The sequence below is a fragment of the Streptomyces sp. NPDC033966 genome, assembly GCF_055575955.1.
In genome coordinates, this window is the sequence record NZ_JBVIRQ010000009.1 from 116,913 (window position 1) to 142,545 (window position 25,633).

The following is a 25,633-nucleotide window of genomic DNA, read 5'->3' on the forward strand; positions in this document are numbered from 1 at the left end:
CCGTTCAGCCCGGGCTGCCCAGCACCTCGGCCAGGTCGTAGCCGACGACCTCCTCCAGCTGGGCGTACGTACAGCTCTCCGGCGTGCGGTCGGGGCGCCAGCGGGCGAACTGCGCGGTGTGCCGGAAGCGGTCGCCCTCCATGTGGTCGTAGCGCACTTCACAGACCCGCTCGGGGCGCAGCGGCACCCAGGACAGGTCCTTCTTCCCCGTCCAGCGGCTCTGGGCGCCCGGCAGGCGGGCGCTCTCGTGGGCCGACTCCTCGGCCCAGGCGGCCCAGGGATGGCCGGCCGGGTCCGGCATGCGCAGGGGTTCGAGTTCCCCGACGAGCTCGGCCCGGCGCTTCATGGGGAACGCGGCGCAGACGCCCACGTGCTGGAGCGCGCCGTGGTCGTCGTACAGCCCGAGCAGCAGCGATCCGATGATCGGACCGCTCTTGTGGAAACGGAAACCGGCGACGACGACATCGGCCGTACGCTCGTGCTTGATCTTGAACATGAGGCGGGCGTCCGGCCGGTAGGGGAGATCGAGGGGTTTCGCGACGACCCCGTCGAGCCCGGCGCCCTCGAACCGCTCGAACCACTCCCGCGCGAGTGCGGGATCGGTGGTGGCGGGCGCCAGATGCACGGGGGGCCGGGCTGTGGAGAGTACGTGGACCAGGGCGCTGCGGCGCTCGCCGAGCGGGGTGTCGAGGAGGGAGTCCTCACCGAGCGCGAGCAGGTCGAAGGCGACGAAGCTGGCCGGCGTCGTCCCGGCGAGCAGTTTCACCCGGGAGGCGGCCGGATGGATCCGCTCGCTGAGACGGTCGAAATCGAGCCGTCCGCCGTGCACGACGACGATCTCCCCGTCGATCACGCAGCGGGGCGGCAGGTTCTCCTTCAGCGCCGCCACCAGCTCGGGGAAATACCTGGTCAGGCTCTTGCCGGTACGGCTGCCGACCTCCACCTCGTCCCCGTCGCGGTGCACGATCGCCCGGAAGCCGTCCCATTTGGCCTCGTACTGCATGCCCGGCGGGATCCTGCTCACCGACTTGGCGAGCATCGGCTTCACGGGAGGCATCACCGGCAGGTCCATACACAGGATTCTGCGGTGGCGCGCCCGGCCCCGCTCGGTGTGCGAGTCCGTCCGCACCCGCCTACCGTGGCGCCCATGGGCGGTAGCGCGGGTGGTGCGATCGAGCTCGACGCGGGCGGGCGGGCGGTACGCCTGTCCAGCCCGGACAAGGTGTACTTCCCGGAGCGCGGCCTCACCAAGCGGGACGTCGCCGAGTACTACCTGGCCGTCGCCGACGGGATCACCCGCGCCCTGCGCGACCGCCCCACCACCCTGGAGCGGTACCCGGACGGAGTGGAGGGGGAGTCCTTCTTCCAGAAGCGCGCCCCGAAGAACCTGCCCGACTGGATCCCCACCGCGCACATCGCCTTCCCCAGCGGCCGCACGGCCGACGAGATCTGCCCGACCGAGCCGGCCGCCGTCCTGTGGGCCGCCAACCTGGGCTGCCTGACCTTCCACCCCTGGCCGGTGCGCCGAGAGGACACCGACCGGCCGGACGAACTGCGCATCGACCTCGACCCGCAGCCGGGCACCGACTACCACCACGCGGTGGCCGCGGCGCACGAACTGCGGGCGCTGCTGGACGAGCTGGGGCTGCGCGGCTGGCCCAAGACCTCGGGCGGCCGCGGCCTGCACGTCTTCGTCCCGATCGCCCCGCGCTGGACCTTCACCGAGGTCCGCCGCTGCGCGATCGCCCTGGGCCGGGAGCTGGAGCGCCGGATGCCGGGCAAGGTCACCACGGCCTGGTGGAAGGAGGAGCGCGGCGAGCGGATCTTCGTCGACTACAACCAGACGGCCCGCGACCGGACCATCGCCTCGGCCTACTCCGTCCGCCCCCGCCCGCACGCCCCGGTCTCGGCGCCGCTGCGCTGGGACGAGGTGGACGACGCGGAGCCGCGCGACTTCGACATCGTGACCATGCCGGCACGCTTCGCCGAACTGGGCGACCTGCACGCCGACATGGACGAGCACGCCTTCAGCCTGGAACCCGTACTGGAACTCGCCGCCCGCGACGAACACGCGCACGGCCTGGGCGACCTGCCGTACCCGCCGGACTACCCGAAGATGCCGGGCGAACCGAAGCGCGTCCAGCCGAGCCGCGCGAAACACGAGGACTAAGGGACGCGGACTCCGCTTCCTGGCCCGCGGGCCGGTGCGGTCCGGCGCCGTCGCTCAGTCGGTGTCCGTGGCCGCGAGGACGGCCAGGCGGCGGTGGTCGGGGGAGAGGGCCGCGATGCCGTAGTCGTAGTCGATCTCGTTGTGGAACCAGCCGGAGTCGGCCTCGAAGCGGAACCAGGTGGTCGCGCGGGCCAGGCGCTCGACCTCCTCCGCGTCGGCGCCCGCCTCCGCGCCGGCCAGACCCGCCATCGACCGCCACGCCCACATCCGCCCGTAGGCGCCGCCCACGCCCCCTCCGTACACCCCGCCCATCGAGGCGGAGGCGAACAGCAGCCGCCACACCTCGCCGAGCGGGCTGAGCGCGACCTCGAGCCGGCCCGTCGGCCCGACCGCGGTGCAGGGCATGGGCAGCGTCGGCAGCAGGGCGGGCACCTGTTCGGGTGCGAGGGCCTCATCCAGCTGGAAGACCCAGGCGTCGGAGTGCCCCCATTCGCCGGCCTCCGGGGCGGAGACGATGCTCTCGTGGACCTCGGCGGTGGCGGAGTTCCGCAGGGCCGACCGCTCTGCCGTGCGGGGCGTCGGCGGGTCGACGCGTCCCTCGTCGGGCATCCGGGTCCCGGCCCCGCCGGCGGAGCCGTTGACCGTGCGCCGCGGGAACTTGGCCCCGGCCTCGAAATCGCGCAGCTCCGTGGGGAGCCAAGCCAAGGTGTGCGAAGAGCGCGGCGGCCGGCAGCCCTCCATGTCCGCGCCCCGGAGCAGCAGCTCGTGGAAGAGGCAGGGGCCCAGCTCGTCCGACCCACCCGCGCCGGGGCGGTCGAAGACGGTGGCGGCCAGATCGGAGGCCCGCTGGTGTTCGGCGAGGAGCGAGGCGATCCCGCGGGGATGGGACGGAGGCCGCTTCTCGTCGATGAGCCGCATCAGTTCCACGAGGCTGTCCCGGCCGGGGGTGAGGGCCAGCACCCGCACCACGTGCGCCAGCTGGTCCCCGTACGTCCGTGCCCGCGCGGCGGCGTCCTTGTGCCGTTCGGTGAGTCGCTCCGCGAGCTCCCGCAGGTACCCGAGGTCGCCCGCGGCGGCCCGCCGCTCCGCCTCGCCCCAGACGAAGCCGTCCTGTATGTCTTCCATGATCGTCACTTTAGTGCTGTGACCGGAAAGGTTCGCCGGGTTGCTCTTTGTCCTGGTTGGAAATGACTTGCCCAACCAGAGTGGGGAGGCGACCAGTCCCGCGTGTCGACGGTCACGCATTTCCCCACCCGCAGGGTCACGCTTCCCCATGGGGATGGCGGTTGCGAGTGGCTGCCGAACGGCAGGGCCCGAGCCCGCCTCTCCCTGCTGTTCACATGAACAGCAGGTCGACCGGCGGCCATGGGTAGCCCAGTCGCTCGGCATCATGCGAACCTCCCCAGACCTCGGCGGTGGCACGGGGATCGCCTGCGGTCAACCGCGCTTCAAGCCGCTCGGCCTGGTCCGATGGATCGTCCGCGGAGATCGGGAGAGTCATCCCGAACTGGATCCAGGGCAGATCCGTATCGGGCCCGTTAGGGGGGTGCATCAGGACGACGTGGATTCGGTCGGGTTGCTTGCGGGAGGCCCAGACGTCTTGCAACTCGCACTCCCACCGGAGGAGCCAGTCCCTGCGTCCCCTCAGCCCCGCCTCGAGCAGCCGCGCAACTGCTCCTGCCGGCCACTCCCAGCAGCGGTCCTCTCCGGCTCGCAGGACTTCGGCCTCGTACTGAGCTGCGGTGAACCGAAGCTCCGGCAGGGCGACATCCTGATTGGCCGGGTCGCGCCAGCCCGCCCAGACAACATGATCCCCGTCACGCGTGACCGTCATGTACAGGGCGCCGCAGCACTCCTCCGCGCCGCACCCGGACCAAGCGAGACGAGCCTCGTGGGGCGTGGCGGTGGCATGCAACGGCCCGTCCCGGTCCAACAGATACCGGGGGCCTACTCCCAGGTACCGGGAGCCTCCCACGCCGCCAGGGAGCACATCAGCCAGAAGATCCCCGCCGTTGACGATCGGGCGGACCTCCACGCCGCCCTCGTCGGGCGGTGGGCACACGATGCTCAGGCTGAGAAGGTCCGGTTGCGTGGTCATCGGCCAATGGTCGTGGAGCCAGCCACAGCTGTCATGTGAATTCGCATGGCCCTGCTCGGGTCGGTAGTTCGGGCTGCTGTCAGCCAGGCCCGGCCTCCGGACACCCCGCCGGAACGTCGGGATGACAGCCTGGGGAATTACGTGTTCGTAGCCGTGGGGAATTACGTGACCATCCACACCGCGAGCTCGCGTCCACACACCCGTGCGCGTGCGGCGGCACCATCGAGGTCTAGGCCCTGTCCGGGCGATCTTCGTGGATCAGCACACGTCGTCCGGCGCGGTGCATCGCAAGGCGGAGGGCCGCGGCTCGTACTGGACGTACTTGCGCGGACCGACAACGCGGCGAGGTGCCGTGCCGGGCGGCGTGGGCCCGCGAAGATCGCCCGGACAGGGCCTAGGGCGGCGCCGGCGCCCAGCCCTGCGTACGATGCAAAGCCTGCGGCGCCCTGTGGACCCAGTCCGGGGTGGTCGCCTCGTAGCTGGGTAGCGCGAAACCCCAGCCAAGACCACCACGATCGCCGGCGGCGGCTACCCGGGCACCGGACTCGTCATCCCGCACCGCCGCAAGCGCGGCCAGGCCGAACTCCCGACCTGGAAAGAGGAACACAACAACCCACTAGCGGGTCCGCGCCCGCGTCGAGCACGTCTCGCCCAGCCCCACCACCATGCCCAGGGCAGACAGCCTCCGTCTCGAACCGTGCGTTCCCACGTTGATCTTCTCCTGTCCCCTGAAGATCCACCATTCGACTCCGGGAGCGAGCGGGGGGCCGATCGCGGGCAATGTGCAGCCCTGGAATGCCCTATTGATGAGCAAACGTCAGGGGAAACAGCCACTTCACTCGATTGGCCTGTTTACGCATGGAAGCTGCGGAGGCCGTCGTCCGCTCCTGTGGGCTGCGGGCCCTGGAGATCCCTCGGCGGGCCAGTAACGGGTTGGTGCGCGAAAGCGGTCGCGGGTGCAGTCGGGAGTGCAACGGAGTGCACCCTTCGCGCGTCCTCCTCTCCGTGACTAGACGTTGGATACCCGCGACACGACTCGGACGGGTCCTGACCGCGGGCACGGCCGGGCTGGTACTGGCCGCGGTCCTGCTGTGGAATGTCCCGTTGGCCGGGCAGTGGCGAGGGGAGCCCCCGCTCACGCAGCTCCTGCCGCAGTCGCCGCCCGGGCCGGGGCCCTGGGAGAGCATCCCCGAAGGCACGTATTTCTCCGAGCCGGGGCTCGACGAAGACGAACAGAAGTACCGGGGCTTCGCGCTCCACGGCAGCGACTTCCTGCGCCACGGCTTCTCGCAGAGCGTCAAGCGGTTCGACTCCCCGACCTGGGCCTGGCTCGCTGTCCGCCGGTCTCCGGCCCAGGACAAGCCCTGGGCCTTTCCGCCGATCGAGCTGGCCGGCAGCCGGAAGGCGGACGACCAGTCCCACACCTGCCTCGTCTACAGCGACTCGGCGGACGGGTGCGAACGCTGGTACAGCCAACTCCGCTACGGCCAGTACGTGGTTGAGATTGCTCTCAGCGGCCGGGAGCAGGCACCCCAGGCCCTCGACCTCCTCCAGGAGGCCGTGCTCGCCACCGACGCCCTCATGCCTGAATGACCAAGGCGTGGGCCGTGTCGATCGTCTGCGGGCTGAGGGCGGCGGACCTGGCCATCAACTGGTCTTCACCGATCGGGTGATCGCCACCCTGGTGGTCCTGCGGTTCCAACTCCCGCATGCAGCTCCGGCCGTCTTCTACGGCGTCGACCGCTCCACCATCACCCGGGCCGTCCACGAGATCCGCCCCCCTGCTCGCCCGCCGCGGCTTCGCGGTCCCCGGCGAGGCCGGACTGCGCCTGCACACCCTGGCCGACGTCTTCGCCTACGCCGACGCGAAGGGCGTTGAGATGCGGCTCGACGGCACCGAGGTGCGCGTACGACGCCCGAAGGCAGGTCGGCCCGGACGGCGGTCTTCGTCTCCGGAAAGATGCGGCAGAACACGAAGAAGGCCACCGTCATCACCGATGAGAAGGGCCGCCCCCTGTGGACGGGCGCGATCCGGCCGGGCCGTATGCACGATCAGACGGCGGTGAACACCGAGGGGATCAGCAACCTGTTCAAGCAGTATCCCAAGGTCAAGGCCAAGGCCGACGCCGGATACCGGGGCCTGGCCAAACGGTTTCCCGACCAGGTCCAGGCACCGCCGAAGAAGCCCGGGAAGGACGCCCCCGCCGAGGACGTCAAGGCCTGGGAGGAGGCACGCAAGCGGCAGTGCTCGGAGCGGATCTGCGTCGAGCACGCCGACGCCGAACACAAGCAGTGGCGGCCCCTCCAGCGGTACATCGGACGCCGCGCGTACTACGACCAGACCCACCCTGCGATCGCCGGACTCGTCTCCGACCGCACCGCAGAGCGGTGATCACCCACCAGCCGGCCCGCCAGGCCAACACGCCCCGACCTCAGTCGCGCACCACTAGGTCCCGCGCCTGCACTCACCGGAGGACGCCGGAAACACGGCGTCCGCCGCCGGGGCGGCCCGGCTGATCGTCACCCACGTCGGATGCGTCCCGCTGTTGATCAGGTGTTGATCGGACGTCCATCCGGCGGGTCCACGATCGGCGCATGTCGATGAACTCCATTGCCGCCCCCGCCTGGTACGAGCAGGCCCTGTGCGCCCAGACGGGCCCGAGCTTCTTCTTCCCGGAGCCGGGGTCCTCGCTCCAGGACGCGAAGCGGCTCTGCGGGGCGTGCGAGGGCAGGACGGCGTGCCTGGAGTACGCACTCGCGAACGACGAGCGCTTCGGGGTGTGGGGCGGCCTGTCGGAGGCGGAGCGCTCCGCCCTGCGCCCGCGCGGCTGAGCGACGGCCGCCGCGAGCCGACGGCCGCGCCCGGCGGCTGCGAGCCGACGGCCGCCGCGAGCCGGCGGACGCGCCCGGCGGCTGCGAGCCGACGGCCGGACGGACGCCGCCGGGCATGGCGGAACCCCCGGCGGGGCCGGGGGTTCCGGGTGGTGGTTCAGCCCTTGCGGGCGGCCAGGCGCGCGGCTCGCGCGGCGAGGCGCTCGTCGAACTTGCGGGCCTCGCTGTCCAGGCCGTTCATGAAGAGCCCCAGCTCCTCCTGGGCCTTCTGGCCCTCCGGGCCCAGGTCCTGGATGTCCATGATCTTGAGGAAGCGGATCACGGGGCTCAGTACGTCGTCGTGGTGGATCCGCAGGTTGTACACGCCGCCGATCGCCATCTGCGCGGCCATCCGCTCGAAGCCGGGCATGCCGTGGCCGGGCATCCGGAAGTTGACGACGACGTCCCGCACGGCCTGCATCGTCAGGTCGGGGGCGATCTCGAAGGCCGCCCCCAGCAGGTTCCGGTAGAAGATCATGTGCAGGTTCTCGTCCTGCGCGATGCGGGCGAGCATCCGGTCGCAGACCGGGTCACCGGACTGGTGGCCGGTGTTGCGGTGCGAGATGCGGGTGGCCAGCTCCTGGAAGGCGACGTACGCGACCGAGTGCAGCATCGAGTGGCTGTTGTCGGACTCGAAACCCTCCGACATGTGCTGCATGCGGAACGCTTCCAGCTTGTCCGGGTCCACGGCGCGCGAGGCGAGCAGGTAGTCGCGCATCACGATGCCGTGGCGGCCCTCCTCGGCGGTCCAGCGGTGCACCCAGGTGCCCCACGCGCCGTTGCGGCCGAAAAGGGTCGCGATCTCGTGGTGGTAGCTGGGGAGGTTGTCCTCGGTCAGCAGGTTCACCACCAGGGCGATCTTGCCGATGTCGGTGACCTTGGACTGCTGGGGGTCCCAGGCCTCGCCGTCTTCGAAGAAGCCGGGGAAGTTCCGGCCGTCGCTCCACGGGACGTACTCGTGGGGCATCCAGTCCTTGGTGACCTTCAGATGGCGGTTGAGCTCCTTCTCGACCACCTCTTCCAGCGCGTACAGCAGCTTGGCGTCGGTCCACGCCTCCGAGCTGCCGAGGTGGGGAGAGGTGATCGTCACGGGTGCTCCTGGGGACAAAGCGAATTACCTACGGTTCCGTAGCCTACGGAGTCGTAGGTTAAGCGCGACATCAAGGAGCGCCAAGCCCCAGCCCTCGTTCTGTCCGGCTACATCCGGTTATCTATGCAGTTCTAGAGGGTGCCAGGCTGCTCCGCAGGGGTGAGAATCACGCCGGAAGGTGGTCCGCGCCACACGCCTTGACGGCGGACACCGCCGCGCGGCCGGCCCCTCACCCGGAATCCGGAATCCGGGCATCACACAGAAAAAGCATCATCTGGTCGTACAAATGGTGGCCCCGCACACCCACCCGCGCTACGGTCGGTAGCGCACGTCTCACACGGCGCTACCCCGCCGGCCCGAGAGTTGGAGCACCACCATGACGGGCACCCTCCGCGGCCTGCGACCGGTCCACGAGGCCCGGCGGGCCCCGGTCCCGCACCTGGCGCGGGAGCTGAGCTACTCCGTGGGGCTCCCCGGCGGCGCCCACTGCGCGGGGAGCGCACGCTCGGCCGTGCGGTCGCTGCTCGACCGGCACGGACTGGCCGACCTCGGTGACCCCGCGGCCCTCGCCGCCTCCGAGCTGGTGGCCTGCGCCGACCGCTTCACGCCCGGCGAGCAGATGGTGCTCGGACTGCGCTGGCGGTACGACGCCCTGCGGATCGTCCTCTACGACCAGCACCCCGCGCACTCCTCGCCCGCGGCGGGCGAGGAGTGCCGGGACCGGCGCAGCCGCGCGATGTGGCTGCTGGCCCGGGTGGCCGAGTCCCGCGGCGGGGACTGGGGGCTCACCCCGGTCCTGACCCCGCGCGGCGGGAGCAAGTCCTGGGCCCTACTGCCCCGTTGACCCCCGGACCTCCTCGGCTGAGGTCGGCCGCAGCGCACCGCCGTCGAGCACCAGCCAGCGCGTGATGCCGATCGACTCCAGGAACGGCACGTCGTGGCTGGCCACCAGCAGCGCGCCCTCGTAGGACTCCAGTGCGGATCCGAGCTGCCGCACGCTCGCCAGGTCCAGGTTGTTCGTCGGCTCGTCCAGTATCAGCAGCTGCGGAGCGGGCTCGGCCAGCAGGAGCGCCGCCAGCGCCGCCCGGAAGCGTTCGCCGCCCGACAGGGTGCCGGCCGCCCGGTCCGCCCGGGCGCCCCGGAACAGGAAGTGGGCCAGCCGCGCCCGGATCACGTTGTTCGTGGCGTGCGGGGCGAACCGCGCCACGTTCTCCACCACCGAGCGCTCGTCGTCCAGTACGTCGAGCCGCTGCGGGAGGAAGCGGGCCGGGACGTGGGTCACCGCCTCCCCGGACGCGGGCGGCAGCAGGCCGGCGACGGTCCGCAGCAGGGTCGTCTTGCCCGAGCCGTTCGCGCCGACCAGGGCGATCCGCTCCGGACCGCGCACCTCCCACTCGCCCGCGACCCGCGTGCCGCCGTGGGCGAGGTGCAGATCGCTCAGGGTCAGTACCCGCCGCCCCGGCGGGACCTGGGTGGCGGGCAGCCGGATGCGGATCTCGGCGTCGTCGCGCACCGCTTCGACGGCCTGGTCGAGCCGCTCCCTGGCGTCCGCCAGTTTCTCGGCGTGCATGATGCGGTGCTTGCCCGCCGACTCCTGGGCGGCGCGCTTGCGGGCGCCCATGACGATCTTCGGCTCGCGCTTGTTCTCGTTCATCTTCTGGCCGTACCGCTTGCGGCGGGCCAATTTCACCTGGGCGTCGGCCAGTTCGCGCTTCTGGCGCTGTACGTCGGCCTCGGCGACCCGGACCATCCGCTCGGCCGACTCCTGCTCGGCCGCCAGCAGCCGTTCGTAGTCGGTGAAGTTGCCGCCGTACCAGCGGACTTCGCCCTCGCGGAGGTCCGCGATCTGGTCGACCCGTTCCAGCAGTTCCCGGTCGTGGCTGACCAGCACCATCACCCCGGACCAGGACTCGACGGCCGCGTACAGGCGCTGCCGGGCCCGCAGGTCCAGGTTGTTGGTGGGTTCGTCGAGGAGCAGTACGTCCGGCCGGGCGAGCAGCAGCGCCGCCAGCCGGAGCAGCACGCACTGGCCGCCCGACAGCTCGCCGACGGTCCGGTCCAGGCCGACTCCGGCGAGGCCGAGCTGGTCGAGGACGGCGAGCGCCCGCTCCTCCACGTCCCAGCCGTCGCCGACGGCCGTGAAGTTGGCCTCCGTGGCCTCGCCCGCCTCGATGGCGTGCAGGGCCGTGCGGGCGGCGCGGACGCCGAGCGCATCGTCCACCCGCAGGGCGGTGTCGAGCGTGGCGTTCTGCGGGAGGTAGCCGATGGTCCCGGCGACCGAGATCTGCCCCGAGGACGGGGTCAGCTCGCCGGCGAGGAGCTTCAACAGGGTGGACTTCCCACATCCGTTGAGACCGACCAGGCCGGTCCGGCCGGGCCCGACGGACAGGTCGAACCCGTCGAAGACGGGACTGCCGTCGGGCCAGTCGAAGGAGAGGGCGGTGCAGGTGGCGAAAACAGGGGCATGGCTCATGGAGGCCTCCAGGTTGCGTGATTGGTGCGTGCAACGCGGGGAGACAGCCGACTGTCACGGGATCGCGAGGGTGCGGTGAGTGAGGGTGGTCGGTGTCTCGGACCTCAGAAGAGCAATGTCCTACTCCGTTTCGGCGACTGCAGGGCCTTCACGAAGCTACGGGCGGCCGGGGCCGCCCGCAAACGAATAAATCAGCAGGAGCCGCGCATCAGCTCGTCGAGACTGTGGTCCATGTCGAGATAGCGGTGTTCCAGGCCCGGCGGCACCAACGCGGAGGTGCGTTCGAGGAACCGCTGGAGCTCGGCCGTGGTCATCAGCACGATCGCCACGCCCTCGGGCGCGTGGAACTCGACCGTGGTCCGGTCGCCGTCGTACGGCCGCACCCGCACGTCGCCGCATCCGGACGGGTGGCGCAGCCCGGACATCAGCAGCTCGCGGGCGAAGGTCCAGGAGACCTCGACGCCTTCGAGCGTGGCCAGAGCGGGGAAGGCCATGCGGACGGCGAAGGGGTCCGAGCGGTCGTAGCAGAGGGTGACGGGGACGGTCTCGACCTTCGGTGCGGTGGCGATCAGTCGGGCCTGCACGGCCTGCTCGATGACAGTGATCAAGGCTCGCTCCCTTGCGGCGGATCTGCTGTCGGGCTGTGGGGTGGAGCCCGGCAACCGGATAGACGCCGGAATCGGCAAATCCGTGCATGGCGGATGACGTGAGCTGTGTCACCGATTGGCGCGATCTCACCCGTGTGATCGCACAGAGTGAGCAGTGGTGACGTGCGGTCAAAGGGTGCCGGAGGGGCGGCGTGCCCCGCGAGGTCATCCCAATACGTCCGGTATTCGATCGCTCCGCAGGCGTAATCGGATACCGGAGGGGCCTCAGGGGCGGGTGGAGGCACCCTGGACGGGGCCTGTGGGGTGCGTTAGCTTCCCGCGCCATGAGACTTCTGGGAGTTGGCATGTGCGCGGCGGCCCTGCTGGCCGCCACGGCCGTGGCGCCGGCGTGGGCGGACAGCGGCGCGGACCCGTCCCCGGCTGCGTCCGCGCCGGGCTCGCGGGGCGTCGGCTGGGCGGTCAAGGAGACCGGGCAGGAGGGCGTCGACGGCGTCCGCTTCCGCGGCCTGGCCGCGGTCAGCCGCGGTACGGCCTGGCTGGCGGGCTCCAAGGGGAGGGTGCTGCGCACCGCGGACGGCGGGCGCAGCTGGCGGGACGTCTCGCCGCCCGGCGCGGTGGCCGAGGGGCTGGAACTGCGTGACATCGAGGCCTTCGACGGGAGGCGGGCGGTCGCCCTGTCCATCGGCGAGGGCGAGGCCTCCCGGGTGCTGCGCACCGAGGACGGCGGCGCGACCTGGACCGAGGCCTTCCGCAACACCGATCCGCGCGCCTTCTACGACTGCCTGACCTTCTTCGACTCCCGGCACGGGCTGGCCGTGAGCGACCCCGTCGACGGGAAGTTCCGCCTGCTGGCCACCGACGACGGCGGGCGCAGCTGGCGGGTGCTCCCGGACGCCGGGATGCCGCGGGCGCTGCCCGGCGAGGCCGGATTCGCGGCGAGCGGCCAGTGCCTGACGGCCTCCGGGCCGCGGGACGTGTGGCTGGCCACCGGCGGGGGCCCGGCCGCGCGGGTGCTGCACTCCGCCGACCGGGGCCTGACCTGGCGGGTCGCCGACTCCACCGTCCCCGGCGGGGACCCGGCGCGCGGGGTGTTCGCCCTGGCCTTCCGCGACCGTACGACGGGCCTCGCCGTCGGCGGCGACTACCGCACCGGCCAGGCCTCGCCGCGGGCGGCGGCCCGCTCCGCCGACGCGGGCCGGAGCTGGAGCCAGGCGGCGACCCCGCCGCCCGCCTACCGCTCGGGCGCGGCCTGGTACCCGTACGGGCACTCCACCGCCCTGGCGGTCGGCCCGACCGGAACGGACTTCACCACGGACGCGGGGCGCACCTGGCGGCCGCTGGAGACGGGGTCCTTCGACACCGTCGACTGCGCGGGCGACGGGGGCTGCTGGGCGGCCGGGGAGAAGGGACGGGTGGCCCGGCTGGAGCGGCGCTGAGGCCGGTGCCGGTGCCGGGCGTGCCGCCGCGCGGGCTGTTCCCCGCCCCGCGTGGCGGCGGCGCCCGCCAGGGCAGGAGGGACTCTGCGGACACCGCGGCCCCGGCCCTGATCCGCCGGCCTAGGACGGGAGGGTCTCGCGGACCGCGGCCAGGTCGTCCGAGGTCTTGGTGGCGATGAACTCCGTGATGCGGTAGGCGCAGACGCCCGCCAGCGTGAAGGGGTCCTCCGCGGCTATCTTCTCGATCTCGGCACGGGAGACCCCGCGGGCCAGGATGATCCCGCCGTCGCGCGGGACCTTGCGGCCCGAGGCGAGGAAGACGCCGGACGCGTAGTAGCCGTCCAGCCAGGCGATGTGCGCGTCCAGCTTCTCTTCGACGGCTTCGACGGGCGCGGTGTAGCTGAGCTCCATGACGAACATGATCGCCAGGCTACTCTCGCCCATCATGACGACTGTGAAGACCCCCGCCAACGAGGCCGAGGCCCGGGCGATACAGGACGAACTGCGCGATCTCGTCGTGCTCGACGAGGTCGGCCCCCCGCCGGGCCAGGGGCTGCTCGCCGGAGTGGACGTGGCCTACGACGACGAGCGGGACCTGGTGGCGGCCGCCGCCGTCGTGCTCGACGCCGCCACCCTGGAGGTCGTGGCCGAGTCCACCGCCGCCGGACCCGTCAGCTTCCCCTACGTGCCCGGCCTGCTCGCCTTCCGCGAGCTGCCGACCGTGCTCGCCGCCCTGGAGGCCCTCCCCGTCACCCCCGACCTCGTCGTCTGCGACGGCTACGGCCTCGCCCACCCGCGCCGCTTCGGACTGGCCTGCCACCTCGGGGTGGTCACCGGGCTGCCCAGCATGGGCGTCGCGAAGAACCCTTTCACCTTCACCTGTGAGGAGCCGGGCGCCCCGCGCGGCGAGACCTCCCCGCTGCTCGCGCCCGACGGCGCCGTCGTCGGCCGGGCGCTGCGCACCCAGCACGGGATCAAGCCGGTCTACGTGTCCGTCGGCCACCGCGTGTCCCTGGACAACGCCTGCGCCCACGCCCTCGCGCTGAGCCCCCGCTTCCGTATCCCCGAGACCACCCGGCACGCCGACTCCCTGTGCCGGCGCGCCCTCCGCGAGGCCGTCGACTCCCTCCAGTGACCGGCGCTCGCCCGTGTGTTCGCGATCCTGGTGCATTTGAGCGAACTCGGGCGGTGAAGCCCGAGCCGCCGTGTACGACCCAATGCCCCTTGTGCTCGTCTTTGTCCGGTACGCGCGGTACCAACGGTGCGCAGCCCGGCTGCGCTTGGCGGCGGAAGGGGAAGATTCATGAGCAGAGGTACGAACGGGGCGGTCCAGAGGAAGCGGCAGCGGCGGGGGGTGGCCCTGCTGAGCGCGATCGGCGTCGTCGCCGGGCTCGCGGCCGGCGCGCTGGCGGCTCCGGTCGGCGCCGCCGCGGCCCCAGCGGGCTCCGCGGGCGCCGCGGCGGTCTCCGATCCGAAGCAGCCGGACGGGATTCCGGTGGCGTGCGACGGAAAGATCTACCTCTCGGCCGGTGACCCGAACCAGCTCTACACCGTCGAACGGGAGCCCGGAAAGGCCAGGTTGAAGGAGCTGGGCAGCCCGACGACGGACTTCCTCTACAACGCCATCGGGGTGAACCCGCAGGACCGCTTCATCTACGGGACCACCTTCGGCAACGGGACCAACCAGCTGGTCCGCTTCGACGGCAAGGGTGATCACACCCTGGTCGCCGACGCGATCGAGGGCCTGCCGGCCGCCCTCTACATCTCGGGCACGTTCGACGACGAGGGCAACTACTACGTCCTGGCCGACAACACGGGCGTGATCTACCAGATCGACGTCAGGAGCAGCGAGGTGACCCGCGAGATCAGGGTCCCGGACCTGGCCCCCGACGAACTGGACGTCTTCGACATCGCCTTCCGCGACGGGTTCCTCTGGGGCTCGACCGAGGCGGGCGCCGTCACGCGGATCGACATCGCCAACGCGACCGTGGATTTCTTCCCCGGTGTCCTGCCGGGCGGTTCGGACTTCGGCGGCGTCTTCGTCTACGGAAACGGCGACCTCGGGTTCGTGCGCAACTCCGGAGAGCTCATCCGGGTGCACGTGAAGAACGCGACCGGGTCCAACCCGAAGTTCATCGTGCTGTCGCGGCAGCAGGTGACGCCGGAGCAGTCACTGACGAACGTCGACGCCACCTCCTGCTTCTTCGACTCCTCGGCCGACCTGTCGGTGCACAAGCGCGGCCCCGAGGCCGTCAGGGCGGGCGAAGAGATCACCTACGACATCACGGTGAGGAACGACCACAAGGGCGCCTCCTCCGGCTGGTCGCTGGTCGACGACCTCCCGGCGAAGGTGCTGGACCCCGCGACGGACACGGCGGGGTGCGAGATCGCCAACGGCCTCCTCTCCTGCACCGGCGGCCCGCTGCGCGAGGGCGGCCTCGTGAAGATCACGGTGACCGGCACCGCGGGCGAGGTCACCAAGCCGACCGCCGTGCCGAACATCGCCAGGGTCTTCGGTGACGACGAGGACCCGCACAAGAAGAACAACACGGGCTTCGCGTCGACGGAGATCACGCCGGCCGACGGGGACGGCGAGGAGGAACAGAAGGAGCACGAGAACCCGGGCCGGCGCTAGGGCCTGCCGGGAGGCGGCGGGGCCAGGGCCGGACGAGAGTCCGGGCCCCGCCGTCGTACGTGCTACCGCTCGGCCGCCACGCGGAAGCGGATGCCCGCCTTCTGGAGCCGGGCCAGCAGGGCGTCACCCATCGCCACCGCCGTGGTCAGCTGGCCGGAACGGTCCGGGAGGGCGTCGTGGGCCAGGCACAGCGCGGACTCCGCCAGCATCTTCGCGGTCTCCCCGTAGCCCGGGTCGCCGCCCGAGACCTCGGTGAACACGCGGCGGCCGCCGCCCTCGCCGACGAAGCGGACCGTGAACCAGCTGCGGGCGCGCCGCTCCGCGTCCGGGCCGCTGCCCGGCTCCCACAGGCCCATCAGCCACCGCCGGGCCGGCGGGACCTGCGCCAGCGCCGCCGTCGCGCCCACCGCCGCCGTCAGGCCCAGCGCGACGGGCAGGTGCCGCACCGAGGCGTAGTGGCGGTAGCGGAAGTCCGGCCCGTACCGCTCCAGCGCGGCCGCCGACCGGGTCACGATCCGCGGGTCCAGTACGGGCAGCGGCAAGGCCCAGGTCCCGGTCTCCGGGCTGAAGCGCGGAACGCCCAAGGGCCCGCGTACCCGGCGCCCCGGCAGCCGGGGCTCGTGCAGCCGGCGGGTGCGCGCGGCCGCCATGGTCTGCGGCCCCCGCCCCAGCGCGGTCAGGGCGGAGGCGACGGTGCCGCCGGAGGCTAGCGCGCCGGCCCGCAGGAACCCGTCCACCCGCAGCGGCACCCCGGAGGGCAGCAGCCCCACCGTGAAGTACGCCCCGAGGTCGGCCGGGATCGAGTCGAACCCGCACGCGTGCACCAGCCGCGCCCCCGTCTCCCGGGCCCGCGCGTCGTGCTCCACGTACATCCGGTCCACGAACTCCGGCTCCCCGGTGAGGTCCGCGTAGTCGGTGCCCTCCTCGGCGCAGGCCGCGACCAGCTCCGCCCCGTACCGGACGTACGGCCCGACCGTGGTGGCCACCACCCGGGTGCGGGCGGCCAGTTCGCGCATCGCCCGCGGATCCCCCGAGTCGGCCCGCAGCAGCGGCAGCCGCGCACAGTCAGGGTTCAGGGAGGCCAGCCGCTCGCGCAGCCGCTCCAGCTTGCCGAGGTCGCGCCCGGCCAGCGCCCACCGGCAGCCGACGGGCGCGTGCCCGGCGAGGTACTCGGCGGTCAGCGCCCCGACGAACCCGGTGGCTCCGAAGAGCACGAGGTCGAGCTCCCGCCCCGGACGGCCGCCGCGGACGGGCTCGTTGTGGACCTGCTCGGTCATGGACCGTTCCTCCCAGCTGGTGTCGGTGGCTGAGGTTAGCGTTGGCACCGACTGTCCGTGCGAGCAGGTGTGGCCTGCGGTGAGTGGAGGCGTCGATGAAGGCTGCGGTGCGCAAGTGGGAGGCGGTGCGGGAGTTCGCGCTGGGGCTGCCGGAGGCCGTGGAGGAGCATCCCTGGGGGCCGGAGGACGGGGTGGTGAAGGTCAACAAGAAGATCTTCGTGTTCCTGGGCAACGCGGACGGCCCCGAGCCGCCCGGCCTGTCCGTCAAGCTCAAGGACGAGGACCTGCACGGGCACGCGATGACCGCCCCCGGCGCCGCGCCCACCGGCTACGGCCTCGGCAAGGCGGGCTGGGTCTCGGTGCCGCTGGGGGAGAAGGGGGCGCCTTCGGCGGAGGTGCTGTGCGAGTGGGTGGAGGAGAGCTACCGGACCGTCGCGCTCAAACGGCACGTGGCGCTCCTCGACGCGCGGGCCGCGGGCGGCACCCGAGGGGCCGGCAGACGGGAGGGCGGGCAGGACTCCTGACGGGACTCCTGACGGGAACGAGCCAAAGCGGAAACCTGCTAAGCGCTTGCTCTTGTGCTGAGTGGGGCGCGTTCCTAGCATCACTGGTGTTACATCGGTTGTGTCACACACCTGCACACCCACCCACCCGTACACCAGGATGCCGGGGGCACGATGGCAGTGACAGCAGGCCCGCTCGCGGGAGTACGCGTCGTCGAACTGGCGGGCATCGGCCCCGGCCCGTTCGCCGCCATGCTCCTCGCCGACCTCGGCGCGGACGTCGTCCGCGTGGACCGGCCGGGCGGCGGAGGGCTCGCGATCGACCCGGCCCACGACGTCACCAACCGCAACAAGCGCTCCGTCCTGGTCGACCTCAAGTCCCCGCAGGGCCCCGCCCTGGTGCTGGACCTGGTCGCGCGCGCCGACGTGCTGATCGAGGGCTTCCGCCCCGGGGTCGCCGAGCGGCTCGGCGTCGGCCCGGACGACTGCCTCGCCCGCAACCCGAAGCTGGTCTACGGCCGGATGACCGGCTGGGGCCAGGAGGGCCCGCTCGCCCACACCGCCGGGCACGACATCGCGTACATCGCCGTCACCGGCGCCCTCGGCATGATCGGCAACCCCGGTGAGCCCCCGGCCGTCCCCGCCAACCTGGTCGGCGACTACGCGGGCGGCTCGCTCTACCTCGTCATCGGCATCCTCGCCGCCCTCCAGCACGCCCGCGGCCCCGAGGGCGCCGGCCAGGTCGTGGACGCCGCGATCGTCGACGGCACCGCCCACCTCACCGCCATGATCCACGGCATGGTCGCGGCCGGCGGCTGGCAGGACCGGCGCGGCGCCAACCTCCTGGACGGCGGCTGCCCCTTCTACGGCACCTACGAGACCTCCGACGGCCAGTACATGGCCGTCGGCGCGCTGGAGCAGCAGTTCTACGACACCTTCGTGGAACTCCTCGGCATCGCCGACCGGGCCCCCGCCCGCAAGGACGTCGCCCGCTGGGGCGAGCTGCGCGAGGCCGTCGCCGCGCGCTTCAAGTCCCGTACGCGCGAGGAGTGGACGGCCGTCTTCGAGGGCACCGACGCCTGCGTGGCACCCGTGCTCTCGCTGCGCGAGGCCCCGCACCACCCCCACCTCGCGGCCCGCGCCACCTTCACCGAGTTCGGCGGGACCGTCCAGCCGGCCCCCGCCCCGCGCTTCTCCGCGACCCCGACCCGCGTCGCCTCCGGCCCCGCCATGCCCGGCGCGGACACCGGGTCCGTGGCCGCCGACTGGGGCGTACCGGCACTGCTCCCGAAAGAGGCCTGATGGAACTGTCCATGCTCCTCGACTACGCCGGCGACCCGCGCCGCGCCGCCGACGAGGCGGCCGCGCTGGAGTCGGCCGGACTCGACGCCGTGTGGGTCGCCGAGGCCTGGGGCTTCGACTCCCCGACGATCATGGGCTATCTGGCGGCGCGCACCGAGCGGATGAAGATCGGCTCGGCCATCGTCAACGTCTACTCCCGCACCCCCGCCCTCATCGCCCAGACCGCCGCCGGCCTGGACGCCGTCTCCGGCGGCCGCGCCCTGCTCGGCCTCGGCGCCTCAGGCCCGCAGGTGATCGAGGGCTGGCACGGGAAGCCGTACGACAAACCGCTCGGCCGCACCCGCGAGACCGTCGACCTGTGCCGGCGCATCTGGCGCCGCGAGACGATCGACCACCACGGCATCACCGACATGCCGCTGCCCGCCGCCAAGGGCGGACGGCACGGCAAGCCCCTGAAGATCCTCACCCGCCCGGTCCGGGACCGGATCCCCGTGTACGTGGCCTCCCTCGGCCCGGCGAACGTGGCGCTGACCGCCGAGATCGCCGACGGCTGGCTGCCCACCCTGTTCATCCCGGAGAAGGCCCACGCCGTGTGGGGGAGCGCCCTCGCCGAGGGTGCCGCCAAGCGCGCGCCGGAGCTGGGCCCGCTGCAGACCGTCGCGGGCGGCCTGCTCGCCATAGGCGAGGACGCGGCCGCCGCCCGCGACCTCGCCCGGCCCCAGATCGCCCTCTACGTCGGCGGGATGGGCGCCGTCGGCAAGAACTTCTACAACGACCTCGCCGTCGCCTACGGCTACGGGGAACAGGCCCGCCGCATCCAGGAGCTGTACCTCGCCGGCCGCAAGCGCGACGCGGCGGCGGCCGTCCCGGACGAGTTCTGCGAGCTGATGACCCTGTGCGGCCCCGAGGGGTACGTGCGCGAGCGCGTCGAGGCCTTCCGGGAGGCCGGCGTCACCATGCTCAACGTCACGCCGGTCGGCCCGGAGCCGGCCCGGCTGATCGAAACCGTCAAGAGCTGGCTGTAGGGGGCCCCGATGCAACGCCGCATCTACGACGCCGACCACGAGGCGTTCCGCGAGACCGTGCGCACCTTCCTGCACAAGGAGGTGCTGCCGCACTACGAGCAGTGGGAGAAGGACGGCATCGTCAGCCGGGACGCCTGGCGGGCCGCCGGCCGGCAGGGCCTGCTGGGCCTGGCCGTCCCCGAGGAGTACGGAGGCGGCGGGAACCCCGACTTCCGCTACGCCGCGGTGCTCGCCGAGGAGTTCACCCGCGCCGGAGCCCCGGGGCTCGCGATCGGCCTGCACAACGACATCATCGGCCCCTACCTGACCTCCCTCGGCACCGAGGAGCAGAAGCGCCGCTGGCTGCCCGGCTTCTGCTCCGGCGAGACCATCACCGCGATCGCGATGACCGAGCCCGGAGCCGGCTCCGACCTCCAGGGGATCCGCACCAGCGCCGAGGACCGGGGCGACCACTGGGTGCTCAACGGCTCCAAGACCTTCATCTCCAACGGCATCCTCGCCGACCTGGTGGTCGTCGTCGCGAAGACCACCCCCGAGGGCGGGGCGCACGGACTGTCCCTGCTGGTCGTCGAGCGCGGCGCGGAGGGCTTCGAACGCGGCCGCAACCTCGACAAGATCGGCCAGAAGTCCCAGGACACCGCCGAGCTGTTCTTCAACGACGTACGCGTCCCCAAGGAGAACCTGCTCGGCGAGCTGAACGGGGCCTTCCTCCACCTGATGACCAACCTCGCGCAGGAGCGCATGGGCATCGCGATGGCCGCCATCGCCGCCGCCGAACACCTGCTGGAGATCACCACCACGTACGTCAAGGAGCGCGAGGCCTTCGGCCGGCCGCTCTCCAAGCTCCAGCACATCCGCTTCGAGATCGCCGAGATGGCCACCGAATGCGCGGTCACCCGTACCTTCCTCGACCGCTGCATCACCGACCATGCCAACGGGGAACTGGACCACGTCCACGCCTCGATGGCCAAGTGGTGGGCCACCGAACTCCAGAAGCGGGTCGCCGACCGCTGCCTCCAGCTGCACGGCGGCTACGGCTACATGACCGAATACCGGGTGGCGCGGGCCTTCACCGACGGCCGCATCCAGACCATCTACGGCGGCACGACCGAGATCATGAAAGAGATCATCGGCCGCTCCCTCCTCGGCTGACCTCGCCCGGACCTCCCCGGACCTCCCCGGACCTCGGCCGGACCTCCCCCTCGGACACCTTCGAAAGGCTTGACCAGTGAGCACCGAAGCGTACGTATACGACGCGATCCGCACCCCGCGCGGCCGCGGCAAGGCCAACGGCGCCCTGCACGGCACCAAGCCGATCGACCTGGTCGTCGGCCTCATCACCGCCCTGCGCGAGCGCAACCCCGGCCTGGACCCGGCGACCATCGACGACATCGTCCTCGGCGTCGTCGGCCCGGTCGGCGACCAGGGCTCCGACATTGCCCGCATCGCGGCCATCGCCGCGGGCCTGCCGGACACGGTGGCCGGCGTACAGGAGAACCGCTTCTGCGCCTCCGGCCTGGAGGCCGTCAACCTGGCCGCCGCCAAGGTCCGCTCCGGCTGGGAGGACCTGGTCCTCGCCGGCGGCGTGGAGTCCATGTCCCGCGTCCCGATGGCCTCCGACGGCGGCGCCTGGTTCGCCGACCCCATGACCAACTGGGACACCGGCTTCGTCCCGCAGGGCATCGGCGCCGACCTGATCGCCACCATCGAGGGGTTCTCCCGGCGCGACGTGGACGAGTACGCCGCCCTCTCCCAGGAGCGGGCCGCCACCGCCATCAAGGAGGGCCGCTTCGCCAAGTCCGTGGTCCCCGTCACCGACCGCAACGGCCTGGTCGTCCTGGACCACGAGGAGTTCGTCCGGCCCGGCACCACCGCCGACACCCTCGCCAAGCTGAAGCCCTCCTTCGCCGACATCGGCGACCTCGGCGGCTTCGACGCCGTCGCGCTGCAGAAGTACCACTGGATCGAGAAGATCGACCACGTCCACCACGCCGGCAACTCCTCCGGCATCGTCGACGGCGCCTCGCTCGTCGCCATCGGCACCCGCGAGGCCGGAGACCGCAACGGCCTGCGCCCGCGCGCCCGGATCGTCTCCGCCGCCGTCTCCGGCTCCGAGCCCACCATCATGCTCACCGGTCCCGCCCCGGCCACCCGCAAGGCCCTCGCCAAGGCCGGCCTGAGCATCGACGACATCGACCTGATCGAGATGAACGAGGCCTTCGCCGGCGTCGTGCTGCGCTTCGTCAAGGACATGGGCGTCTCCCTGGACAAGGTCAACGTCAACGGCGGCTCCATCGCCCTCGGCCACCCCCTCGGCGCGACCGGCGCCATGCTGCTGGGCACCGTCGTCGACGAACTGGAGCGCCAGGACAAGCGCTACGGCCTCGTCACCCTCTGCGTCGGCGGCGGCATGGGCGTCGCCACCGTCGTCGAACGCGTCTGACCCGTCCTGATCCCTGATCCCTGATCCCACCTCTGACACGGAAGTAGCGAACATGAGCGAGTCCACCACGATCCGCTGGGAACAGGACGAGACCGGCGTCGTCACCCTGGTCCTCGACGACCCGGACCAGTCCGCCAACACGATGAACCAGGCCTTCAAGGACTCCATCGCGGCGATCGCCGACCGCGCCGAGGCCGAGAAGGACTCCATCCGGGGCATCATCTACACCTCCGCCAAGAAGACCTTCTTCGCCGGCGGCGACCTCAAGGACATGATCCGGCTGCGCCCCGAGGACGCCCGGCTGGCCTTCGAGACCGGCACCGAGATCAAGCGCTCCCTGCGCCGCATCGAGACCCTCGGCAAGCCCGTCGTCGCCGCCATCAACGGCGCCGCCCTCGGCGGCGGTTACGAGATCTGCCTCGCCTCCCACCACCGCGTCGCCCTCGACGCCCCCGGCTCCAAGATCGGCCTGCCCGAGGTCACCCTCGGCCTGCTCCCGGCCGGCGGCGGCGTCACCCGCACCGTCCGCCTCATGGGCATCGCCGACGCGCTGCTCAAGGTCCTGCTCCAGGGCACCCAGTACAACCCCCAGCGCGCCCTGGCCAACGGCCTGGTCCACGAACTGGCCGCCACCCCCGAGGAGATGCTGGCCAAGGCCCGCGCCTTCATCGACGCCAACCCCGAGTCGAAGCAGCCCTGGGACGTCCCCGGCTACAAGATCCCCGGCGGTACGCCGTCCAACCCGCGCTTCGCCGCGAACCTGCCGGCCTTCCCCGCCAACCTGAAGAAGCAGCTCAACGGGGCCCCGTACCCGGCCCCGCGCAACATCCTGGCCTGCGCCGTCGAGGGCTCCCAGGTGGACTTCGAGACCGCCCTGACCATCGAGGCCCGGTACTTCACCGAGCTGGTCACCGGCCAGACCGCGAAGAACATGATCCAGGCGTTCTTCTTCGACCTCCAGGCCGTCAACGCCGGCCGCAGCCGCCCCCAGGGCACCGAACCCCGCAAGGTCCGCAAGGTCGCCGTCCTCGGCGCCGGGATGATGGGCGCCGGCATCGCCTACTCCTGCGCCCGCGCCGGCATCGAGGTCGTCCTCAAGGACGTCACCGCCGAGGCCGCAGCCAAGGGCAAGGCGTACTCCGAGAAGCTGCTCGACAAGGCACTCGCCAAGGGCCGCACCACCGAGGCCAAGCGGGCCGAGCTGCTCGCCCGGATCACCCCGACCGCCGACGCCGCCGACCTGGCCGGCTGCGACGCCGTCATCGAGGCCGTCTTCGAGGACACCGCCCTCAAGCACAAGGTGTTCCAGGAGATCCAGGACGTCGTGGCCCCCGACGCGCTGCTCTGCTCCAACACCTCCACCCTCCCCATCACCGGGCTCGCCGAAGGGGTGTCGCGCCCCGCCGACTTCATCGGCCTGCACTTCTTCTCGCCCGTCGACAAGATGCCGCTCGTGGAGATCATCAAGGGCGGGGGCACCGGCGACGAGGCGGTCGCCCGCGCCTTCGACCTGGTCCGCCAGATCAACAAGACCCCGATCGTGGTCAACGACTCGCGCGGCTTCTTCACCTCGCGCGTCATCGGCCAGTTCATCAACGAGGGCGTGGCGATGGTCGGCGAGGGCATCGAGCCCGCCTCCGTCGAGCAGGCCGCCGCCCAGGCCGGCTACCCGGCCAAGGTGCTCTCGCTGATGGACGAGCTGACCCTCACCCTCCCGCGCAAGATCCGCAATGAGACCCGCAAGGCCTTCGAAGCCGAGGGCCGCGAGTGGACCGAACACCCCGCCGACCGGGTCATCGACCGCATGGTCGACGAGTTCGGCCGCCCCGGCCGCAGCGGAGGCGGCGGCTTCTACGAGTACGACGAGAGCGGCAGGCGCAGCCGCATCTGGCCCGGCCTGCGCGAACACTTCGCCAAGCCGGACGCCGAGATCCCGTTCGAGGACATGAAGGAGCGGATGCTCTTCTCCGAGGCCCTGGACACCGTCCGCTGCCTCGACGAGGGCGTCCTCACCTCCATCGCCGACGCCAACATCGGCTCCATCATGGGCATCGGCTTCCCGGCCTGGACCGGCGGCGTCATCCAGTACATCAACGGCTACGAGGGCGGCCTGCCCGGCTTCGTCACCCGCGCCCGCGAACTGGCCGCCACCTACGGCGAGCGGTTCACCCCGCCGGCCTCCCTGGTGGCGAAGGCCGAGCGCGGCGAGACGTACGCCGACTAGGTCGTCTCTCGTCTCTTGGCGGCCCCTCCCGGGCCCGCCGTGCGGGCGGTCCCGGGACGCGGCGTGCGCTCAGCCGCGCAGGTACGCGAACACCCCGCGCTCCGCGCCGCCGTCCGGGGCGGACCAGCCGGCCAGCACCTGGCCGAGCAGGCCCTCCCCGGAGGCGGCCCCGGGACGCAGCACCCGGGTCAGGGTCAGCGTCGGCGTCGGCGCGTCCAGGCCCGCGGGGGCCACCACGACCTCGGTGGTCCAGGCGGTGTCCGTCACGCTCCCCGGGCCGGTCAGGCCCGCCGGCGCGCCCGCGCCCTCCGGCCGCACCTCGACCGTCGGGTCGGGGGCGTCGGTCTCGCTCTGGGCCTGGGCCGTCGCCCGGCCCGCCAGCAGCGCCAGCAACTGCTCGACCAGGACCGGGTCGTGGGCGCCGTCGTAGACCCAGCGGGTACCCAGCACCCCGTGCTCCAGGGTGCCGACCAGGCCCGCCTCCGCGCCCTCCAGCGGCGCGCCCCGGTAGGTCAGCGGCACGAGGTACGCGACGGGCTCCGCCCCGGAAGTGTCGGTCACCACCATGAACTCGATGCCCACCTCGCCCTCGGGGTCGTCGAGCCGGAAGCCGCCCGCCTTGGCGAGCGGAGCGGTCTTCTCCGCGCCCTTGTACCAGGGCCTCAAGGGGAGCCAGTCGGCGAGGAGTTCGAGTTTGGTCGGGGACAGCGTGGTGTGGTGGATGATCGCCATACGGCCGAACCTACCCGCCCTCCGAGGCGAACGCAGCCCGCAATTCCTCCTTCAGCGACCGCTGGAAGGCCGTGACCAGCGCCTGCACCACCATCGGCTGCATGTGCGCCGACAGCGCCTTCATCGACTCCACCCGCTCCGGGTCGTCCTCGTCCTCGGTGAACGGCCCCCACACCTCGTCCCGGAACAGCGCCGTCAGCTGGTGCGCCGCCGTCCGCGCGTGCTCCAGCAGGATCCCCCGCGCCACCAGCAGCGTCTCGTGGGCGATCGGTACGTCGAGCAGCGCGACCCCCAGCCGCAGCAGGCCCACGTCCACCCGGAAGCCCTCCCCGGAGGCCGACACCACGTTCATCGCCGCCAGCCGGCGCAGGTCCCCGTCCGACAGGGTCCGGCCCGCCCGCCTCTCCAGCTCCGCCCGCGACACCTCCTGCGCCGCGTCCGGGGCCCAGGTCGCCACCAGGGCCCGGTGGATCGCAAGGTCGTGCGCGCTCAGGTCGTCCGGCAGGGCGTCCAGATAGCGCTGGATCGCCGACAGGGTCATGCCCTGGTGCTGGAGTTCCTCGATCAGCGCGAGCCGCGACAGGTGCTCCGGGCCGTAGTGCCCCACGCGACGAGGTCCGATCACGGGAGGGGGCAAAAGCCCGCGCGTGCTGTAGAACCGTACGGTGCGGACGGTGACACCGGCCTTGGACGCCAGTTCGTCCACGGTGAGCATCGGCTCGGTCGCCTGGTCGGCCATCGTCCGC

General features: G+C 72.0%; 23 protein-coding genes and 2 pseudogenes. 15 read left to right on the plus strand and 10 right to left on the minus strand.

All coding sequences use genetic code 11. The features are described from left to right. Positions 1-4: 4 nt before the first annotated feature. Positions 5-1,072, minus strand: a complete 1,068-nt coding sequence (locus ACZ518_RS25055; protein ID WP_469115234.1) for an ATP-dependent DNA ligase — start codon at positions 1,070-1,072, stop codon at positions 5-7. Positions 1,073-1,147: 75 nt separating this feature from the next. On the opposite strand from ACZ518_RS25055, the gene ligD reads away from it, so the two are divergent. Next, the gene (gene ligD / locus ACZ518_RS25060) at positions 1,148-2,170 is read left to right on the plus strand and encodes a non-homologous end-joining DNA ligase (RefSeq protein ID WP_469115235.1); all 1,023 of its coding nucleotides are present in this window, start codon (positions 1,148-1,150) and stop codon (positions 2,168-2,170) included. A 54-nt stretch (positions 2,171-2,224) separates the two neighbouring features. Here ligD and ACZ518_RS25065 read toward each other — a convergent pair whose 3' ends face one another. After that, positions 2,225-3,295, minus strand: a complete 1,071-nt coding sequence (locus tag ACZ518_RS25065; protein WP_469115236.1) for a DUF6183 family protein — start codon at positions 3,293-3,295, stop codon at positions 2,225-2,227. A 211-nt stretch (positions 3,296-3,506) separates the two neighbouring features. Continuing rightward, positions 3,507-4,268 (minus strand): hypothetical protein, encoded by a 762-nt coding sequence (locus tag ACZ518_RS25070; RefSeq protein WP_469115237.1) that lies wholly within the window; start codon positions 4,266-4,268, stop codon positions 3,507-3,509. A gap of 502 nt (positions 4,269-4,770) precedes the next feature. On the opposite strand from ACZ518_RS25070, the pseudogene ACZ518_RS25075 reads away from it, so the two are divergent. From ACZ518_RS25075 to ACZ518_RS25090, 4 genes and pseudogenes are all read left to right on the plus strand, one after another. Beyond that, a pseudogene (locus tag ACZ518_RS25075) lies at positions 4,771-4,915 on the plus strand (IS5/IS1182 family transposase); the annotation flags it as partial. A gap of 358 nt (positions 4,916-5,273) precedes the next feature. Continuing rightward, positions 5,274-5,861 (plus strand): hypothetical protein, encoded by a 588-nt coding sequence (locus ACZ518_RS25080; protein ID WP_469115238.1) that lies wholly within the window; start codon positions 5,274-5,276, stop codon positions 5,859-5,861. 358 nt (positions 5,862-6,219) lie between these two features. Further along, positions 6,220-6,660 (plus strand): annotated as a pseudogene (locus tag ACZ518_RS25085) (transposase family protein); the annotation flags it as partial. 203 nt (positions 6,661-6,863) lie between these two features. Further along, positions 6,864-7,100 carry a WhiB family transcriptional regulator gene (locus ACZ518_RS25090; RefSeq protein ID WP_469115239.1) on the plus strand — a complete coding sequence of 79 codons (237 nt, stop codon included), beginning with the start codon at positions 6,864-6,866 and terminating at the stop codon, positions 7,098-7,100. A 157-nt stretch (positions 7,101-7,257) separates the two neighbouring features. On the opposite strand, the gene ACZ518_RS25095 is transcribed toward ACZ518_RS25090, so the two are convergent. Beyond that, positions 7,258-8,229 (minus strand): acyl-ACP desaturase, encoded by a 972-nt coding sequence (locus tag ACZ518_RS25095; RefSeq protein WP_469115240.1) that lies wholly within the window; start codon positions 8,227-8,229, stop codon positions 7,258-7,260. Between the two features lie 376 nt (positions 8,230-8,605). Between ACZ518_RS25095 and ACZ518_RS25100 the strand changes: the two genes are divergently transcribed. Continuing rightward, positions 8,606-9,073 (plus strand): ATP-binding protein, encoded by a 468-nt coding sequence (locus tag ACZ518_RS25100; protein WP_469115241.1) that lies wholly within the window; start codon positions 8,606-8,608, stop codon positions 9,071-9,073. Here ACZ518_RS25100 and ACZ518_RS25105 read toward each other — a convergent pair. After that, entirely contained in the window at positions 9,059-10,702 is a 1,644-nt protein-coding gene (locus tag ACZ518_RS25105; RefSeq protein ID WP_469115242.1) for an ABC-F family ATP-binding cassette domain-containing protein, read from the minus strand. The two genes, ACZ518_RS25100 and ACZ518_RS25105, sit on opposite strands and share 15 nt — an antisense overlap. Positions 10,703-10,893: 191 nt before the next feature. Further along, positions 10,894-11,310, minus strand: coding sequence for a spore wall synthesis regulator SsgD (gene ssgD, locus ACZ518_RS25110; RefSeq protein WP_007267557.1), 417 nt, complete (start codon positions 11,308-11,310; stop codon positions 10,894-10,896). Between the two features lie 344 nt (positions 11,311-11,654). On the opposite strand from ssgD, the gene ACZ518_RS25115 reads away from it, so the two are divergent. Next, positions 11,655-12,746 carry a WD40/YVTN/BNR-like repeat-containing protein gene (locus tag ACZ518_RS25115; protein ID WP_469115443.1) on the plus strand — a complete coding sequence of 364 codons (1,092 nt, stop codon included), beginning with the start codon at positions 11,655-11,657 and terminating at the stop codon, positions 12,744-12,746. A 120-nt stretch (positions 12,747-12,866) separates the two neighbouring features. Here the strand turns inward: ACZ518_RS25115 and ACZ518_RS25120 are convergent, their stop codons facing one another. Then, complete coding sequence (locus ACZ518_RS25120; RefSeq protein WP_469115444.1) at positions 12,867-13,166, minus strand: YciI family protein; 300 nt, start codon at positions 13,164-13,166, stop codon at positions 12,867-12,869. 25 nt (positions 13,167-13,191) lie between these two features. On the opposite strand from ACZ518_RS25120, the gene ACZ518_RS25125 reads away from it, so the two are divergent. Continuing rightward, positions 13,192-13,881 carry an endonuclease V gene (locus ACZ518_RS25125; RefSeq protein WP_469115243.1) on the plus strand — a complete coding sequence of 230 codons (690 nt, stop codon included), beginning with the start codon at positions 13,192-13,194 and terminating at the stop codon, positions 13,879-13,881. Positions 13,882-14,049: 168 nt separating this feature from the next. Continuing rightward, positions 14,050-15,381, plus strand: coding sequence for a DUF6923 family protein (locus ACZ518_RS25130; RefSeq protein ID WP_469115244.1), 1,332 nt, complete (start codon positions 14,050-14,052; stop codon positions 15,379-15,381). A 62-nt stretch (positions 15,382-15,443) separates the two neighbouring features. Here ACZ518_RS25130 and ACZ518_RS25135 read toward each other — a convergent pair whose 3' ends face one another. After that, positions 15,444-16,658 (minus strand): saccharopine dehydrogenase family protein, encoded by a 1,215-nt coding sequence (locus ACZ518_RS25135; protein ID WP_469115245.1) that lies wholly within the window; start codon positions 16,656-16,658, stop codon positions 15,444-15,446. 95 nt (positions 16,659-16,753) lie between these two features. Here ACZ518_RS25135 and ACZ518_RS25140 point away from each other — a divergent pair, with 95 nt between their 5' ends. The 6 genes from ACZ518_RS25140 (at position 16,754) to ACZ518_RS25165 (ending at position 24,155) form a co-directional block, all read left to right on the plus strand. Further along, entirely contained in the window at positions 16,754-17,182 is a 429-nt protein-coding gene (locus ACZ518_RS25140) for an MmcQ/YjbR family DNA-binding protein (protein WP_469115246.1), read from the plus strand. Positions 17,183-17,335: 153 nt separating this feature from the next. Next, positions 17,336-18,463, plus strand: coding sequence for a CaiB/BaiF CoA transferase family protein (locus tag ACZ518_RS25145; RefSeq protein WP_469115247.1), 1,128 nt, complete (start codon positions 17,336-17,338; stop codon positions 18,461-18,463). Continuing rightward, positions 18,463-19,488, plus strand: a complete 1,026-nt coding sequence (locus ACZ518_RS25150; protein ID WP_469115248.1) for an LLM class F420-dependent oxidoreductase — start codon at positions 18,463-18,465, stop codon at positions 19,486-19,488. Before ACZ518_RS25145 ends, ACZ518_RS25150 begins: the two co-directional genes overlap by 1 nt. 9 nt (positions 19,489-19,497) lie before the next feature. Further along, positions 19,498-20,640 (plus strand): acyl-CoA dehydrogenase family protein, encoded by a 1,143-nt coding sequence (locus ACZ518_RS25155; RefSeq protein ID WP_469115249.1) that lies wholly within the window; start codon positions 19,498-19,500, stop codon positions 20,638-20,640. Positions 20,641-20,716: 76 nt separating this feature from the next. Then, the gene (locus tag ACZ518_RS25160; protein ID WP_469115250.1) at positions 20,717-21,931 is read left to right on the plus strand and encodes an acetyl-CoA C-acetyltransferase; all 1,215 of its coding nucleotides are present in this window, start codon (positions 20,717-20,719) and stop codon (positions 21,929-21,931) included. Positions 21,932-21,983: 52 nt separating this feature from the next. Then, positions 21,984-24,155: a 3-hydroxyacyl-CoA dehydrogenase NAD-binding domain-containing protein gene (locus ACZ518_RS25165; RefSeq protein ID WP_469115251.1), complete on the plus strand. Its 2,172-nt coding sequence runs from the start codon at positions 21,984-21,986 to the stop codon at positions 24,153-24,155. 69 nt (positions 24,156-24,224) lie between these two features. On the opposite strand, the gene ACZ518_RS25170 is transcribed toward ACZ518_RS25165, so the two are convergent. Both ACZ518_RS25170 and ACZ518_RS25175 read right to left on the minus strand, forming a co-directional pair. Further along, the gene (locus tag ACZ518_RS25170; protein ID WP_469115252.1) at positions 24,225-24,887 is read right to left on the minus strand and encodes a maltokinase N-terminal cap-like domain-containing protein; all 663 of its coding nucleotides are present in this window, start codon (positions 24,885-24,887) and stop codon (positions 24,225-24,227) included. Between the two features lie 10 nt (positions 24,888-24,897). Next, positions 24,898-25,626, minus strand: a complete 729-nt coding sequence (locus ACZ518_RS25175) for a MerR family transcriptional regulator (protein ID WP_469115253.1) — start codon at positions 25,624-25,626, stop codon at positions 24,898-24,900. Positions 25,627-25,633: the final 7 nt, after the last annotated feature.

Bases quoted from the DNA above. Each gene is read 5' to 3' on its own strand.
- ACZ518_RS25150 (WP_469115248.1), top strand. From the start codon at position 18,463: ATGGAACTGTCCATGCTCCTCGACTACGCCGGCGACCCGCGCCGCGCC.
- ACZ518_RS25090 (WP_469115239.1), top strand. From the start codon at position 6,864: ATGTCGATGAACTCCATTGCCGCCCCCGCCTGGTACGAGCAGGCCCTG.
- ACZ518_RS25105 (WP_469115242.1), bottom strand. From the start codon at position 10,702: ATGAGCCATGCCCCTGTTTTCGCCACCTGCACCGCCCTCTCCTTCGAC.
- ligD (WP_469115235.1), top strand. From the start codon at position 1,148: ATGGGCGGTAGCGCGGGTGGTGCGATCGAGCTCGACGCGGGCGGGCGG.
- ACZ518_RS25070 (WP_469115237.1), bottom strand. From the start codon at position 4,268: ATGACCACGCAACCGGACCTTCTCAGCCTGAGCATCGTGTGCCCACCG.
- ACZ518_RS25135 (WP_469115245.1), bottom strand. From the start codon at position 16,658: ATGACCGAGCAGGTCCACAACGAGCCCGTCCGCGGCGGCCGTCCGGGG.
- ACZ518_RS25055 (WP_469115234.1), bottom strand. From the start codon at position 1,072: ATGGACCTGCCGGTGATGCCTCCCGTGAAGCCGATGCTCGCCAAGTCG.
- ACZ518_RS25100 (WP_469115241.1), top strand. From the start codon at position 8,606: ATGACGGGCACCCTCCGCGGCCTGCGACCGGTCCACGAGGCCCGGCGG.
- ACZ518_RS25155 (WP_469115249.1), top strand. From the start codon at position 19,498: ATGCAACGCCGCATCTACGACGCCGACCACGAGGCGTTCCGCGAGACC.
- ACZ518_RS25140 (WP_469115246.1), top strand. From the start codon at position 16,754: ATGAAGGCTGCGGTGCGCAAGTGGGAGGCGGTGCGGGAGTTCGCGCTG.
- ACZ518_RS25170 (WP_469115252.1), bottom strand. From the start codon at position 24,887: ATGGCGATCATCCACCACACCACGCTGTCCCCGACCAAACTCGAACTC.
- ACZ518_RS25115 (WP_469115443.1), top strand. From the start codon at position 11,655: ATGTGCGCGGCGGCCCTGCTGGCCGCCACGGCCGTGGCGCCGGCGTGG.
- ACZ518_RS25065 (WP_469115236.1), bottom strand. From the start codon at position 3,295: ATGGAAGACATACAGGACGGCTTCGTCTGGGGCGAGGCGGAGCGGCGG.
- ACZ518_RS25120 (WP_469115444.1), bottom strand. From the start codon at position 13,166: ATGTTCGTCATGGAGCTCAGCTACACCGCGCCCGTCGAAGCCGTCGAA.
- ACZ518_RS25130 (WP_469115244.1), top strand. From the start codon at position 14,050: ATGAGCAGAGGTACGAACGGGGCGGTCCAGAGGAAGCGGCAGCGGCGG.
- ACZ518_RS25165 (WP_469115251.1), top strand. From the start codon at position 21,984: ATGAGCGAGTCCACCACGATCCGCTGGGAACAGGACGAGACCGGCGTC.
- ACZ518_RS25145 (WP_469115247.1), top strand. From the start codon at position 17,336: ATGGCAGTGACAGCAGGCCCGCTCGCGGGAGTACGCGTCGTCGAACTG.
- ACZ518_RS25125 (WP_469115243.1), top strand. From the start codon at position 13,192: ATGACGACTGTGAAGACCCCCGCCAACGAGGCCGAGGCCCGGGCGATA.
- ACZ518_RS25175 (WP_469115253.1), bottom strand. From the start codon at position 25,626: ATGGCCGACCAGGCGACCGAGCCGATGCTCACCGTGGACGAACTGGCG.